The 14,611-nt window shown below is 74.9% G+C and carries 10 protein-coding genes; 2 read left to right on the top strand and 8 right to left on the bottom strand.

Annotated elements, in window-relative coordinates; all coding sequences use genetic code 11:
• Positions 1 to 84: 84 nt before the first annotated feature.
• The 7 genes from fxsT to ACGFR7_RS06715 form a co-directional block, all read right to left on the bottom strand.
• Positions 85 to 3,096, bottom strand: coding sequence for an FxSxx-COOH system tetratricopeptide repeat protein (gene fxsT, locus ACGFR7_RS06745; protein WP_393313892.1), 3,012 nt, complete (start codon positions 3,094 to 3,096; stop codon positions 85 to 87).
• 132 nt (positions 3,097 to 3,228) lie between these two features.
• Positions 3,229 to 4,395: an FxsB family cyclophane-forming radical SAM/SPASM peptide maturase gene (locus ACGFR7_RS06740; RefSeq protein WP_393313890.1), complete on the bottom strand. Its 1,167-nt coding sequence runs from the start codon at positions 4,393 to 4,395 to the stop codon at positions 3,229 to 3,231.
• 161 nt (positions 4,396 to 4,556) lie between these two features.
• Complete coding sequence (locus ACGFR7_RS06735) at positions 4,557 to 4,775, bottom strand: YxD-tail cyclophane-containing RiPP peptide (RefSeq protein WP_393313887.1); 219 nt, start codon at positions 4,773 to 4,775, stop codon at positions 4,557 to 4,559.
• Positions 4,776 to 4,879: 104 nt separating this feature from the next.
• Positions 4,880 to 8,272 carry an SAV_2336 N-terminal domain-related protein gene (locus tag ACGFR7_RS06730; RefSeq protein WP_393313884.1) on the bottom strand — a complete coding sequence of 1,131 codons (3,393 nt, stop codon included), beginning with the start codon at positions 8,270 to 8,272 and terminating at the stop codon, positions 4,880 to 4,882.
• A gap of 5 nt (positions 8,273 to 8,277) precedes the next feature.
• Positions 8,278 to 9,333, bottom strand: a complete 1,056-nt coding sequence (locus ACGFR7_RS06725; protein ID WP_393313881.1) for an AAA family ATPase — start codon at positions 9,331 to 9,333, stop codon at positions 8,278 to 8,280.
• A gap of 352 nt (positions 9,334 to 9,685) precedes the next feature.
• On the bottom strand, positions 9,686 to 12,085 hold the full coding sequence (locus ACGFR7_RS06720; RefSeq protein ID WP_393313878.1) for a trypsin-like peptidase domain-containing protein: 2,400 nt from the start codon (positions 12,083 to 12,085) through the stop codon (positions 9,686 to 9,688).
• A complete protein-coding gene (locus tag ACGFR7_RS06715) occupies positions 12,085 to 12,513 on the bottom strand; it encodes a CU044_2847 family protein (protein WP_393313875.1) in 429 nt (142 codons plus the stop codon). The genes ACGFR7_RS06720 and ACGFR7_RS06715 overlap by 1 nt, the downstream gene beginning before the upstream one ends.
• Before the next feature lie 154 nt (positions 12,514 to 12,667).
• Here ACGFR7_RS06715 and ACGFR7_RS06710 point away from each other — a divergent pair, with 154 nt between their 5' ends.
• Positions 12,668 to 12,850, top strand: coding sequence for a DUF6104 family protein (locus ACGFR7_RS06710; protein ID WP_088799957.1), 183 nt, complete (start codon positions 12,668 to 12,670; stop codon positions 12,848 to 12,850).
• 141 nt (positions 12,851 to 12,991) lie between these two features.
• On the opposite strand, the gene ACGFR7_RS06705 is transcribed toward ACGFR7_RS06710, so the two are convergent.
• Positions 12,992 to 13,423: a hypothetical protein gene (locus tag ACGFR7_RS06705; protein ID WP_393313872.1), complete on the bottom strand. Its 432-nt coding sequence runs from the start codon at positions 13,421 to 13,423 to the stop codon at positions 12,992 to 12,994.
• 257 nt (positions 13,424 to 13,680) lie between these two features.
• Here ACGFR7_RS06705 and ACGFR7_RS06700 point away from each other — a divergent pair, with 257 nt between their 5' ends.
• Positions 13,681 to 14,610, top strand: a complete 930-nt coding sequence (locus ACGFR7_RS06700; protein ID WP_393313869.1) for a DUF4097 domain-containing protein — start codon at positions 13,681 to 13,683, stop codon at positions 14,608 to 14,610.
• Position 14,611: the final 1 nt, after the last annotated feature.

Here is a 14,611-nt window from a genome sequence, read left to right as displayed (position 1 = left end):
GAGTGACCGGTGGTGAAACAGCGGAAGGGCCCGTCCCCGGTGGGGGCGGGCCCTTCCGCATGCCGGGGTTCTGACGCCGGGGCCCTAGACGGGCTGCGGTTCGAAGTCCCAGTACGGGCGGCGGCGGCGCCGGGCGGAGAGGGTGTGCGGGTGCTCGGCGCCCAGCGTCTCGGAGAGCTGCCCGATCGCCTCCTGCTCCAGCTTCGCCGCCTCCTGGCCGCGGCGCAGCGCCCGCAGGTCCTCGGCCAGTGCGGTCTTCGCGGAGAGGGTCAGCGGGTGGGTGTCGCCCAGCGTCGCCTTGGCGCGCTCCAGTGTGGCGCGGCCCAGCTCCACGGCGCCCTCCTCGTCGTCCACCCGGTTACGGGCGGCGCCGGCGTTCAGCGCACAGCCCAGCGTCCAGGGATGATCGGGGCCCATCGCCCCGGTCATCCCGTCCAGCGCCCGGTCCGCGAGGTCCAGCGCCTGTGCCTGGTCCCCGAACTCGGCGCGGACCAGCCCGACGTTCCCCAGGGCGCCGACGGTGTACGGGTGACGCTCGCCGGCCAGCGCCCGGTAGCGCTCGGCGACCTCCTCGGCGAGATCGCGGGCGTGCCCGAGGTCGCCGTGCTCCCGCAGGAAGGTGGCGTGGTCCGCGCGCACCATCAGCGTCTCGGGGTGGCGGGGACCCTGCACCCGGCGGGAGCGCTCGACGAGGTCGGCCAGCAGCGTGGCGGCGCGGGCGGTGTCGCCGGAGCGGCGCAGGCACAGCGCGAGGTTGTGCTCGGCACGCAGCGTCTGCGGGGTGTGCGGGCCCATCACCTGCAGATGCAGCCGGGCGTTGAGCTCCTGGGCGGAGGTGGCGTCGCGGTAGCGGCCGAGCAGGCGCAGCGTACGGGCGTATGCGGTGCCCGCGTTGAGCGTGAGGTGGTGCCGTGCGCGCAGTTCGCGCTCTCTGAAGGCCAACACGTCGCGGTGGGTGACCAGCGCTTCCTCGTAGCGGCCGAGCAGCGCCAGGACCGTGCCGAGGTTGTGCCGCGAGGAGAGGGTGCGGGGTGCCTCCGGGCCGAGCAGGTCGGCATAGGCCCGCCAGACGGCGTCGAAGAGGTCGTAGGCCTGTGCGTACGAGCCCAGCGCGATCAGGGTGCCGGCCAGGCCGTCCTGCGCCCGCAGCAGGTCGGCGTCTGCCGCGTCCCGCTCGGCGGCGAGCTGGTCGACGACGGCGCTGCCGACCGCCTCGGCCTCGCGGTAGCGGCCGAGCCTGCGCAGCATGTTGGCGTGCTGGTGGGTGAGGACGAGCATGGTGCGCTGGGTGGCCGCGAGCCGGGTGCGCCAGCGGGACATGAACTGTTCGCACAGTCGCAGACCCATGCGGTACTCGCCGCGGACCCGGAGGTATTCGACGCAGTTGAGCAGCAGTTGCTGGACCGCGGGCTCGGGGCTGTCGAGGACTCCGGCTGGCTCCAGATGCGGGATGAGTTCGGCGTAGCGCTCCCAGCAGCGGGTGTCGGCGGGGTTCTGCGGGTCGGCGGTGACCAGCACCCGGCAGGCCGTCGCCGCCATCAGGTCACGCTCGTCCTCGGTCATGTCACTGCGCAGGAACCGGTGGTAGAGCCGGTGCATCAGCGCGGTCTCCACGGCCGGGTCGGCGTCCTCGGAGACCTGGTAGTCGAGGCGTACGGCGGTGGATTCGGTCAGCCGGCGCAGTGCGGTGTTCCAGCTGATCGGCTCGGCGGCCAGGTCGGCAAGGTGTTCGGGCAGGTCGCCGCGGCGGGCCTGGGCGAGCATCGGGACGGGGATGGTGTCCGGGGCGAAGAACGCGAACAGCTTGAGGAGTTCGACCGCGGCGGGGCTGCGTTCGCGCAGGGTGTTGAGGGTTATGGCCCAGCTGGTCTGGAAGGCCATGGGGTAGTCGGAGGAGATCCGGATGCCGACGAGGCTGGGCTCGCCGCGGCGGATCAGCTCGATGTACTCCTTGGGGGACATCGGGTTGGCGTCGAGCCAGGCGGCGGTCTGGGCGAGCAGCAGCGGCAGGTCCTGGACGGCGTCGGAGAGGAGATCGGCCTCCATCGGCGTCAGCCGCGGTGCCCGCCGCCGGGCGTAGGCGACGCTCTCGACGCGGTGGAAGGGCAGTACCTCGATCTCCTGGGCGCTGCCGGAGCCCGACCAGTCGCGGGTGAGGGTGGTGATCAGGACATGGCCGCGGCCGTCGGGGACCAGGTCCTCGATCTGCTCCATGTCGTCGGCACTGTCGAAGATCAGCAGCCAGCGGCGGTAGGGGCGGCCGACGCGGAGCGCTTCGTGGACGGCGCGGATGCGGTCGCCCAGCTCCCGGCCCACGGGCAGGCCGAGCCGGGTGGCGAGTTCGGCGAGCTGTTCGCGGGCGGCGCCGCGGTTGGTGGCGCTGATCCACCAGACCACGTCGTAGTCGTTGCCGAAGCGGTGGGCGTATTCGGCGGCGATCTGGCTCTTGCCGACGCCGGAGGTGCCGTACAGCGCGATACGGGTCTCCAGCGGCGGGCCGGCGCCGGCCCCGGAGCCGGCCAGCTTGCCGTGCAGCTCTTCGAGGACGTTGTCGCGGCCGGTGAAGCGGTTGTTGCGGCGCGGGATGTTCCACACCTCGGGCGGGTTGTTCGGGAAGCGGGGCGCGCCGGACGCCTCCTCGTCCACGGGCCGGCCCTGCCCGGCGATGCCGAGCCGTTGCAGCACCCGGCGGTTGGCCTCGCGGGCGTCCAGGTCGCGCAGGTCGGCGGGCCGCAGCAGGGACGCGGTGGCGGGCAGCGACTGGGTGGCCACGCTCACCGCGGCGAACCGGTCGGCGTGCGGGGAGACCACCTCGCGCAGCGCCGCCGTCCACTCCTCCTGCGTCTTGGGGCCCAGCCGGAAGTACCAGTCGTCGAGCACGATCAGCAGCCGTCCCTCGGCCTCCAGCAGTCCCGACAGCTCCGTCACCAGCGCGGTGTCCGCCTGGGGGTCCCAGCGCAGCAGGGTGGTGCCGTGGCCCTGCGCTTCCAGCTGGTGGGCGATCCATGCCGCCCAGGGCCGGGTGAAGCCCGCATAGCTGATGGTGATGTGCTCGCCTACGCCGGTGGGACCGGAAAAGGTGGCCTGATCGACCATGCGACCGTCTCCCTGGGATGCGATGGTGCGCGCTGCAGAGGCTGTCTCATCCGGCACGCCCTGGCTCTTCGGCACGATAGCCCAAGTGTCCCCCCATATGACGACAGTGCGTCAGGTCAGGCGGGCAGCACGTCAGTTGAGTGCGATCGTGGCGTCCAGCCGGGCCGCGATATGCCGTATCAGGCGTTCCAGGTCGGCGCAGTAGACGGACGGGTGGGCGAATCCGCCGGTGTCGGCGCGGTAGCGGTGGGCGTAATTGCCGCCGCCGCACACCTCCACCAGGGCGCAGCTTCGGCACTGCGGGCCGAGGCCGTCCCGGCCGCTGCGGCGGGCGGCCATGCCGGGGTGGGCCAGCGCCTCGTCGAAGGTGTGGTGGAAGACGTCGAGGCCGGTGGCGGCGGCGCCCTCGTAGGTGGATTTGAGCGAGTCCACCTGTTCGATGGCGCCGTCGGTGTCGACGACCAGGGCGACGACCGGGGAGAGGCCGACCGCCTCGCTGGAGCTGGGGCGGCCCAGGAGGAGGCCGAGGATTTCGGTGAACACCCGCACCCGGGGCCCGGGGCCGCCGTCCCACCACAGGTCGAAGACGGTGCACAGCCAGTCGCCGTACGGGGTGCGGCCGGCCGGCCCGTGGGGCCCCCTCGCGGCGGCCGGGGGAGGGCTGGACCAGTTGGCGTGCGGGAGGAGGAAGTCGATCATCGGGGGGTCCAGGGCGCGCAGTGAGTCGTGGACCTCCGCGGGGTCGGCGGTGATGTCGATGGTGCACAGGATGCCGGCGAACACCCCGGGCCGGTCGCGGAGCAGGCGTACGGCGCGGGAGACCGCGGGCCAGGAGGGCCGCCCCGCGTGGTCGGTCCGGCGGCGGTTGAGGCCGGGGGTGCCGCCGTCCAGGCTGAGGCCGAGCCGGAACCCGGCGGCGGCGAGGGTGTCGAGCGTTCCCGGGGTGAGGAGCGTGCCGTTGGTCTGCAGGCCGAATTCGGCGGTGCAGCCGTCGGGCAGCGCGGCGCGGATCGCGGCGGCCTGCTCCAGGAGCGGGCCGGGGCCGGTGAGCAGCGGCTCGCCGCCGTGCAGGTCGATCCGGACCTCGCGCAGCCGGTGGGTGCGGGCGTGTTCGGCGATGCGCAGGGCGGTCTGCCGGACGGTGGCGGCGGGGACGGTCGGCGGGCGGGTGCGCCAGCTGCGGTCGGGGCCGGTGTAGATGTAGCAGTAGGTGCAGGCGAGGTTGCAGCGGCTGTGGACCTTCAGGACGAACTGCCGGAAGGGTACGACGGCCGTCCGGCCGCTCTTCTCCCCCGCCACGGCGTCGCCCCCTGCACTCGTCTGCCTGCGTCGAGGTACGGGATCGACAGCTCCCGCCCGCTGACTGGATACATGGCTCGGCCCTCGACCGAGGAACCACATTCCCCCGGCAACTGGCCGGTTCCCTTGCACGTTTGCCCAAAAACCGTCGCTCTTGCCTGTCAATGCAAGGCTTTTTCCGGGCCGTCCTCGTAGTACGCCACGGCCTCGTCCGCCGACGGCCAGTTGCGCAGCAGCAGTGCCGTCACCTCTCCCAGCACCGCATGATCCGTCCGCGCCGCGAGAACGCCCACGTCAACCCCGGCGAAATCCGGCAGCCGTTCGGCCGACGGCCCCGGCCGGGCGGCCACCGCCGGTTCGGTGCGGGGGGTAGTCGCCACGCTGCTCTCCTCTGGCCGGCTGGACGGGTGTGTTCCCGGACTCCCGTCCACAGAAACACGTTCCGGTGCGGACGGCCAGGCAACCGGACGGGCGCGCGGGGCGGTCAGGCGGTGGATTCCAGGGCGCGCATCCGGGCGCGGGTGCGCTGGGCCTCGGCGCCGGTCTCCTCCGCGGCGCGCTGCCACTGTTCCCAGCTCTCGCGGTAGGCGTGCAGCGCGGAACGGGGGCCGGCCGTGACCTCCAGGACCTCGCCGCGGCGGTGGTGGGCACGGGCGGCCAGCAGGGGGCTGCCGGCCCGCCGGGCGGCCGCGGCGGCGCGGCGGAAGCAGGCGGCGGCCCGGTCATGGCGCTCGCGGGAGTCGAAGCGGCGGTCCAGCAGCAGCTGGATGTCGCCCACTTCGAGCCAGGCCTCGGCCTGCACCGCGTCCGCTACGTCCACACCGCGGGCGGCCAGCTCCAGGATCCAGTCGGCCTCGTGCAGATCGGCGAGGGAGGGCTGGCGTTCGTAGCGCAGTCTCAGGGCGCGGCCGAACAGCAGGCGGTGATGGCCGAGGTCGGGGTCCTGCGGCCCGGCCCGGCCCAGCGCCTCGCGCAGGACGTGCACCGCCTCGTTGGCCAGCCGCTTGCCCGCTCCGCCGGCCGGTTCCTGCCGGGCGCGCAGCAGCAGCGCCGCGCCGCGCTCGGCCAGCAGCGCGCTGTGCTCGGGCGTATCGGGGGTGGCCAGGCGGAGCGCGGCGGCCAGTGCGGCGAGGGCTGCGTCGAGGGCGGTCAGGGCGCCGGTGCGGGTGTGCACGGCGCCCTGGACGGCGGCCGTACGGCGCAGGGCGGCCGCCTCCAGCGCCGGGTCGTCGAGTGCGCGGGACATCGCCCGGGCGCGTTCGAGGAGGGGCAGCACGGACGGCAGGTCCTCGCCGTCGTGCAGTTGGCGGGCCGCCGCCAGATCGAGCAGCGTCTCGCAGACCAGCCGGTCGGCGGCGCTGCCGCGGCGGCGCAGCAGAACGGTGGCGGTGTCGAGGTCGTCGGCGGCCCGCACCGCGAGCGCCCGGGCGGGCCGCGGCCCTTCCTCGTGACCGCGGGCGGCCCGGCGGGCCTGGTCGAGCAGGACACCGCCCCGGGCGGCGTAGACCTCGCCGGGTACCTGCTCGCCGCTGGGCCACTGGTCGAGCAGGGTGGTGAGGCAGCGTTCCGCCTCGTCGAGGGGGTCGTCGGCGGCCAGGTCACCGGCCCCCGGCAGTTCGTCGGTCCCCGGCCCGCCGTCGGGGGCGGGCAGGGCGGCGAGGCGGCGCAGGACCTCGGTGCGCAGCACCATGCATTCCAGGACGCGGGGGTCGAGCAGGCTCATCAGGCCGCAGGCGGCGTGCAGACGGCGGGCGGCGTCGGCGAGGGCGCTGCGCTCCTCGGCCGGCGTGCCGGCGCTGTGGCGTTCCCGGGCGCGGGCGTGGCCGACCCGGCCGAGCACGATCAGCGCCCGGGTGCGCTCGGCCTCGCGGGCGGCGGTGACGGCCTCCTGGTCACCGGCGGACCCCTCGGCCGTGGCCCGCTCCGCGGCGCGTGCCGCGCGCTCCGCCTCCTCCAGGGCGTCCGGCTGGCGCCACTTCGCCCAGGCGTGCAGCAGGGCGCGGGCGAGGTCGGTGCCGGCCACGGGCAGCCGCTCGGTGGCGGCGCGCAGCAGCCGGACGGCCTCGATCAGATCCCGGACGGCTCGGCCTTGTTCGTAGCGCTCCAGGAGGGCGGCGCCTTCCGCGGCGGGGCCGTCGGGCGCATACGGCCGCCGGGCGGGCGGGCGCAGGGCCGGTTCGAAGCGGCGCAGGACGCGTTCGGAGACCCGGGCGAAGGGTTCGGGGACGGCGCGCTGGCCGGTCTCGGGCTCACGGCCGCTGCCCGAGAGCATGGCGACCGCGACGGCCGGGAAGTTGCGGGCGCTGCGGCCGAAGGTGCGCTCGATGTAGAGCGAGCAGTGCTTGAGGACCAGGGCGGCCTCGCCCGCACTGAGCCGGCCGAGGAGTTCGTCGCGGACGCCGGGCACGAAGTCGTACCACGGCCCGCTCACCGCGATCTGCTCCCCCGACGTCCCCTCCTCGGCGGGAAGTTGGGTGACCAGGCCGCTGAGCAGCACCTCTGCCAGCTCGGCCGGGCCGGTCTGCGGCAGCATCGCGCGCTGGACGAGCTGGATCACGGGCAGCGCGAGCGGGACGGCCGAGAGGTGCACGGCGAGCAGCCGGGCGGCGGGTGAGGCCTGCTGGTCGAACTCGCGGACCATTCGGGCGGGTGCGGCGCGCCCGGGTTCGGGCAGCGGCGGGGCCGGCTGTCCGGCGCCGTGGTCGGCCCGTACGACACAGGCCGCGCCGCGCAGGGAGAGACCGGCGTCGGCGGCGGCCAGCCGGGCCCAGGAGCCGAGGGCGGAGGGGGTGGCGGAGAGGACCGGGATGGCGCGTTCGCGGGGCGCTGCGTGCGGGGCGCCCGGTGCCCCGGCGGGGCGCCGGCGACGGCGGGAGGGGCGGAAGCCGAGGGATTGGTAGGGGCCCTGGCGGCGGACGAGGGTGCCGGCCACGGCGGGCAGGAGGGTACGCGCCCACATCCGCTGCGGCAGCGGCTGGACCACGGCGAGCGGGGCGTCGGCCGCCCAGCGGTAGAGCAGCCGCTGCATCCGGCCGTCCCGCCACAGCGGGCCCGCGCAGTCGCTGACCACGAGGGTGAGGTGATGGCCCGTCGGGTCGTGCAGCTGGTCGGCGGGGCGCAGCGGGCGGCCGGGGCCCGGGGCCGCCGCGACGCCGATGTCCGGGCCGTGCGGATGGAGGTAGTGGACCGTCACATCGCGGAAGGCGCCGACCCGTTCGCAGACCTGGCGCAGGTCGTGCAGCATCTGCTCCCAGACGGCCATCGAGGACGAGCCGTCCATCAGCAGCCGCAGCGCGGCCGCCCGGCGGTGCACCCCGCGCAGCACCGGGATGATCATTTCGGCATGGGCGGAGAGTTCGGCGGTGGCGGGCTCGTCCAGCTTGCGGCGGGCCGGGGCGACTGGCGGGCGGTAGCGCTGGATGGGCCGCAGCGCCCGCTGCAGCGGCAGCAGCCCGGGGAAGGCGGAGGCGACCGGGACCGCGACCTCGCCCAGGCGCTGCCGGTCCGGGTCGGGGAGCCGTTCGTCCCGGGTGGGCAGCAGCTCCGCGACCCGGCGCCGGGCGCTGTCCCGGAGGGCGGACGAGGACGGGTCCGCGTCGGGGCCGGGTCCGTCGCCGGCCTGCGGTGTCCCGCGGGCGTCCCCGGGGTCCACGGAAACGGCCGGTCCCACCCGGAATGTGGCCGGATCCGGACCACCGGGCCGGGTGCGGGCGGGCCCGGCCTCCGCGGAGCCGTCGGCCCGTGCCGCGTCCGGGGTGATCCACTGGGCGAGCCAGAGGGCGTCGGCCATCCCGCGGGCGTCGGCCGGCACCCCCGCCGCGGTCAGCCGGGCGACGAGTTCGTCGAGGGGGCCCGGTCCGGGGTCCCCGAGGGGCACCGCACTCACCTCGTCCGATCGAGAGGCCGCATCAGCTCCGCCGTCAGACGCCGCCGGGTCTCCTCCTCGTCCTCGTCCGTCCAGCCGGCCTTCTGCGTGAGGTGGATGGCGTTGAAGAGCTGGTCGACGGCGCGGACATCGCCGGGCTCGCGGTCCAGGAAGCCGTCGATCACCGCTTCGTAGCGCTCGGCCGCGCCCTCGCCGAAGTGGGCCCGCACCATGGCGGCCAGCCGCTCCTTGTCCGGCACCGGGATGTGGAGGTGGATACAGCGGCGCAGCAGGGGCGCGGGGAAGTCGCGTTCGCCGTTGCTGGTGAGGACGATGAAGGGGAAGGCATGGCAGCGCACCCGGCCGTCGCGCACCGTCACCCGCGCGCCGTCGTCGCTCAGCACCTCCACCTCGGGGGCGGATCCGGCCAGCCGCTCCAGCTCCGGAATCCGGAACTCCCCTTCCTCCAGCACGTTGAGGAGGTCGTTGGGCAGGTCGATATCGCTCTTGTCGAGCTCGTCGACGAGCAGGACGCGGGGCCGGGCGGCGGGCAGCAGGGCCGTGCCCAGCGGGCCGAGGCGGATGTAGCGGCCGATGCCGCCGCCGGGCTCGTCGGTGGGGTCCGCGTCGGCCGTCACCCCGCCGTCCGCTGCGGCCGGGGCCGCGCGGGCGATCTGGAGGTCCTGGAGGCGGCCGATGGCGTCGTAGTCGTACAGGCCGTCGCGCAGGGTACTGCGGCTGACGACCGGCCAGCCGAGCACCCGGCCGAGGCCGAGTTCGTAGGCGACCGAATGCGCCAGGGTGCTCTTGCCGCTGCCCGGCGCACCGGTCACCAGCAGCGGACGGCGCAGATAGAGGGCGGCGTTGACCAGCTCGCGCTCGGTCTCGCCCGGGCGGTGGTGGCTGGCTTCGCGGTGCTGCACGCCGAGCCTGCGCTCGGAGGAGGGGTCGAGGGCGGCCGGCGGCGCCACCAGAGGGCCACCGTCGAAATCACGCCATGGGGGTGGCGGCGGAAGGTGCTCAATTCCGTCGTGCGGTGCCCCCGCGCCACGGTAGATGAGCCAGTCGCTCACGTCGGAACTCCTCGTCGCCGGCCAGGCCTCGGTCAGGAGCGATGGTCATGGCGGATCGCCGGAGACGTCGGCATCGTCCACCCCGGCCTCCCCCACGTCCGTCACCCGCCATCACGCAGGTGCGCCTCACGGACAAGTCTTCCACGACGCTATGACAGTACTCAGCCGGACGGAAGCACACGGGGCGGTTTCCGGTCTTCCCCAGGGGCATCGCGGGCGGCCAAGTGCCATGCACAGGGCGCCACTTGCCGCGGAAGGGGCGGACGCGGCAGAGGCGGGCACCGGGCGCGTGCGAGGCGCAGGGGGGCGTGCGCGGCGCCAAGGCCGCCGAGGGGGCGGCTCCGTGCCCCCTTCATCGCGGGGACAGCTGGGGGCGGTCCGTGAAGAGCGGCGGGATCGGGTCCTCCGGGTCGTCGTACAGGAGCACCAGATCGCGGGCCCAGTGCATGCCCTCCTCGGCGGCCCCGGCGGCCTTGGCACGCAGCTGCCGGACCAGCTCGGGGAGCCGGGCCAGCCCGCCCGATCCCTGCAGCAACTCCCGTACCCCGCGGTGGAATTCCTCGCACCCGGCATCGCAGCCCCGCTCCTCGCCGTGGCCGCCGGCCGGCCACAGCCCGGCGGGGAAGCCGGTGTCCAGCACGGCGCCGACCGCGTCCCGCCCGAAGCCGTCGGCGACCGTATGGCACAGCGCGGGCAGCGCGCCCTCGGCGGCCGTCTCCAGCAGCCGCCAGACCGCCTCCTCGGAGCCGGGCGACGCGCCGCCGCCCTGGTGCGGCGCAATGCGCAGCGCCTGCAGTGCGGGGGCGGCGGCCAGGCCCTGCCAGCGGCGCAGCCAGGCCGGGTCGACCTGTTCGCGCCGTCCCTGGTCACGCAGGATCACGGCGCGCCCGGGGCCCACCGGCCGCAGCCGGGCGGTGCGCCGGGTCGAGGCCGCGACCTCCCACTGGCCGGCGGCGGTGTGCCAGTGACCTTCGGGGACGGCGACCTCCAGGCGTACCCGGGCACCCGGCCCGGCGTCGCCGTCGGCGCGCAGCAGCCGCCCGCCGAGCCGTCGCAGCACCTGCTCCCGCGCCTGCTCGAACGGCACCCCGCCGGCCGACTCCTGGACGTCCACCCGCAGCCACTGCCCCTGGCCGTAGCCCTCGCTGACCGACCAGTTGAAGAGCTCCGGTCCGCCCTCGTCGTAGAACAGCGGCTCGAACTCGACGAGTACGGAGCGCGGGCGGCGGCGTACCGGGCCTATCCTGCGGCGGTCCTGGGGCTGCAGCACCACCGCCTTGGCCTGGACGAACTCCGCGAGGCGGAGCGCCTGCCCGCGGACCGCGGCGGCCTGCTCGCCCGGTACGTCGCGCACTTCGTCGGCGGTCAGCTGCGCCACGATCCGCAGGTAGTGCACGAAGGCGCGCAGCTCGGTGTACGGGTCGCTGCCCTGGTAGAGCGCACCGTGGCCGTCCCGCCAGGTACGCAGCGCCCAGGCACCGGGCCGGTCCCCGCGGTCCAGCACCTCGCCGACCGCGGCCTCCACGACCAGCGGATCGCGCGGCGCGGGCAGGCGGGCGAGCAGGTCCAGCGCCTGCAGCCGCTCCTGTACGCCCCACAGGCGGCCCCGGCCCGACATGATCGCGTGCTGGGCGTCGAACCAGGTCGGCCCGGCGGCGCGGCCGAGCTCCTGACCGGCCCAGTGCCAGCGGTCGTGCAGGCTCATCAGCGCGTGGTACGGGTCGGGCCCCAGGCCTTCGGCGCCCGGGACCAGGTGTTCGGGGCCCAGCCCGCGCAGCGCGGTGACCGGCACCGCGAGCCCGACGTGGTCCTGTTGGTGGCGGCCCTTGACGATGCCGACCACCTCGCCGCGGTCACAGTCGATCAGCGGCCCGCCGGAGGCGCCGGGGGTGACCCGTACATCGCTGCCGAACTGCAGCCCCCGGGCGTCCCGGGCACCGAAGCGGACGGCGATGAAGGGGTCGACGGGGATGGCCGGGGTGGCGGGGGTGCTCGGGGTGGCGGGGGTGGTGGCGAGGGCGGGCGGGCCCGCGGGATCGTCAGGCGCCCGGCGCCCGTTCCGCGATACCCGGCTGACACCGTCCCCGTCCGGCTCCCGCGTGCCGGGGCCGTCTCCCTCTCCCCTCCCCCGTACACCGCATCCGTCCCGTGTGCCGCCTCCCTCGCGCGCACGTGCGCCCCCGCCCGTGCCAGGGCCTGCGCCCGTGCCAGGGCCCGCGCCCGCGCCAGGGCCCGCGCCCGCGCCAGGGCCCGCGCCCGCGCCAGGGCCTCGGTCGGCGCCGGGGTCCCGGCCGGCGCCCGCGCCCGTGCCCGAAGCGTCGTGGCCGCGGAAGATATAGGCGTCCTCCAGGAGCGTCGCCGGCTGATCGCTGAGCCAGGCGCAGGGGTGCTCGGTCTCCGGATCGAGCAGCCGGACCAGCGCGAGATCGGCGCGGGCGGCGGTGGGCCCGGCCGCCGGGTCGGGCCGGCTCAGGTCGTACGCCGTCCGCGCGGGCACCACCCGGCCGCCGAACGCGACCCCGAAGACGCCGTCCGGGCCCGTGCCGCGGCGCCGCCCGTCGCTCGCCGCGAGCACGTGGGCGCAGGTCAGAACCCATCCCGGGGCGATCAGCACCCCGCTGCCCCACGGCCGTCCCGCGGTCGCTCCCGGGGCGGCGCGCAGGGCGACGGTGGCGCGCCCGGCATGGTCGAGGAGCTGTGCGTAGTGGGCACGGTCACCGCGGCCGGCGGCCTGGCCCTCGGAGGTCGTCATCAGCGGCTCGCATCATCCGGCTCCCGGCGGCCGGCCGCGGGCCCCCCGTGCGGCTCCGCCGCCGGCGGCGCCTCGTCCGCGCGGCGCCAGGTGAGCGTGACCGAGAGGTTGGCCTTGGCCTCGCCGTCCGCGAGCAGGGCGACGGCCTTGCCCGGCTTGGCCGACAGCTCCACGCCGAAGGTCACACTGGTCTCGTGCGGCGCGACCCGCTCGGTGGCCTGGCGGATACTGGCGGCGACCCCGCCGACCACCTCGCGCAGCCCCTCGACGCGGGCGCCGAGCGCGTCCCAGGCACCGACGTCCTCGAATTCGCCGTCGGCCGGGTCCACGTCGTCCGGCCCGCCGAGCCCCGGGGCGTCGAGCCGGGAGACCCGGGCCCAGACTTCCGTACCGTCGGGCAGTTCGATGCGCTGCGCGCGCTCGTGCATCACGGCCTCCTGCTCCCCGTGGGCGGCAATTCCCCGATCACCGCGGGACCGTTGACAAGGTGATCAGGCTAGCCTTCGGGTGCCTGTGGCGCGAGAGGTCCATGCGCCTGCCTATCCTGGCCGGGAATGACCCATGACCCCTGGTGGAGAGCGCGTGTATTTCACTGACCGTGGCATCGAAGAGCTGGAGAGCCGACGCGGCGAGGAGGAGGTCTCCCTCGGGTGGGTGGCCGATCAGCTGCGGACCTTCGTCGACCTGAACCCGGACTTCGAGGTACCGGTGGAGCGGCTGGCCACGTGGCTGGCCCGGCTGGACGACGAGGACGAGGACGAGTAGCCGGCCGGGCCCGGCCCGCGTACGGCGGAGCAGGGGCCGGCACCGCCCCACGCGGCGGGTGCCGCACGGTCCGTGCGGAGCCCCCGCGCGGGCAGGGCCCACCGCCGCGCGGGCGGCGGGCCGTACACCGGCAGGCCTGGATCAGGCGTAGCGGAGCGCGTCGCGCATCCGCATCTTCACTTCTTCCTCATCGTTGAAGGCCGCCCGCCCGGCCCGCGGGTCGTGCTCGTAGTAGGCCCTCTTGTTGTTCAGCTCGGCCCTCCTCGCCCCTTGCTGGGCGGCACGGAGCGCGTCCCGGATCTCCTCCGCGTGCCGCGCGTGCCGGCAGGCCCCCTGCGCCTGGACGGCGTACTTCTGGGTCGCCTTGTTGTGGCCGATGGCCTTCTTGTAGCTGTGGGCGCCGTCGGCCGGCAGCGCCTTGCCGTTCGCCGAGTTCGCCTTGACGACCAGGCTGTGACAGCTCGCGGCGGCAGCGACGGAAGCGGTGGCGGGCGCGGCGTGTGCCGACGCGACCGGCCCGGCCACCGCGGCACCGAGCACCAGAACCGAGAGCAACCCCGTTGCTTTGCGCACGTGTTCGACTCCTTCATGGCATACGCCACGACATCAAGTGACACCACTGAGGACTCCTCCACGGCACCGGGCGGTTGCACTCTTCCGCCCCCTGGCGATCAAGGACGCGAGCAAGGGGAGCACTCCGGACACCTCCGAAAGTCCTCCGGACGCATCCCCGAACGAGGCGCTTGACTTCCCTCATCCGCGATATATCGTGTCTGAAGTAGACGCGATATGTTGTGTTGCCCATTGCAGGGGATTCAGGGGAGGCAGGCATGCCAGCCGGGACCGAGTGGTCGCACCAACCGACACAGGTGACCTCACCACGCACTCTGGAGGTCACCGAACCCGTCGACGCCCTGAACGTGCGCGTGATCAACGGAACCGTCAACGTCGTCGGCACCACGGACGACGGCCCGGCCCGCGTGGAAATCGGCGAGGTGCACGGCCCGCCGCTGACCGTCTCGTACCGAAACGGCACCCTGTCGGTCGCCTACCAGGACCTCCCCTGGAAGGGCTTCCTGAAGTTCCTCGACCGCAAGGGGTGGAACCGCAAAGCGGTGGTCTCGGTGACCGTACCGGCCGGCACCCGCGTCGAGGTCGGCGTGGTCGGCGCCTGCGCGGTGATCTCCGGCGTCTCGGGACGCACGGATGTCCGCGGCGTCTGCGGTGACAGCACGCTCGTCGGGCTGACCGGCGGGGTGCGGGCCGACACGGTCTCCGGCAATGTCGAGGCACAGTCGGTCTCCGGCGATCTGCACTTCCACTCCGTCTCGGGGGATCTGACGGTCATCGACGGGGCGGGCGGGGCGGTGCGCGCCGACTCCGTCAGCGGCGACATGGTCCTCGATCTGGACCCCGGGCAAGGCGCCGACATCGCCTTGACGACGGTCTCCGGGGAGGTCGCCATCCGGCTTCCCGACCCGGCCGACGCCACGGTCGAGGCCAACACCGCGAGCGGCACCGTCTCCAACGCCTTCGACGGCCTGCGGGTCAGCGGCCAGTGGGGCGCGAAGAAGGTCACCGGCTCGCTGGGCGCGGGCACCGGCACGCTCAAGGTCACCACCCTCTCCGGCGGCCTGGCCCTGCTGCGCCGCCCCTCCCCGGAGGCCCGGGACAGCCGGCCCGGCGCCCCCGGGGGCGCCGACCCCGGTCCGCACGACGACTCCCCCACCGGCCCGACCGCCGGGAAGAAGGTGCTCTGAG

Source organism: Streptomyces sp. NPDC048516 (assembly GCF_043199875.1).
Taxonomy (GTDB): domain Bacteria; phylum Actinomycetota; class Actinomycetes; order Streptomycetales; family Streptomycetaceae; genus Streptomyces.
The sequence above is the reverse complement of the archived record's forward strand: the minus strand, read 5'-3'. Positions and strand labels throughout refer to the sequence as shown.

Coding starts and splice junctions, on each gene's coding strand:
- fxsT (WP_393313892.1), bottom strand. CDS start 3,096: ATGGTCGATCAGGCCACCTTTTCCGGTCCCACCGGCGTAGGCGAGCAC.
- ACGFR7_RS06720 (WP_393313878.1), bottom strand. CDS start 12,085: ATGACGACCTCCGAGGGCCAGGCCGCCGGCCGCGGTGACCGTGCCCAC.
- ACGFR7_RS06715 (WP_393313875.1), bottom strand. CDS start 12,513: ATGCACGAGCGCGCGCAGCGCATCGAACTGCCCGACGGTACGGAAGTC.
- ACGFR7_RS06700 (WP_393313869.1), top strand. CDS start 13,681: ATGCCAGCCGGGACCGAGTGGTCGCACCAACCGACACAGGTGACCTCA.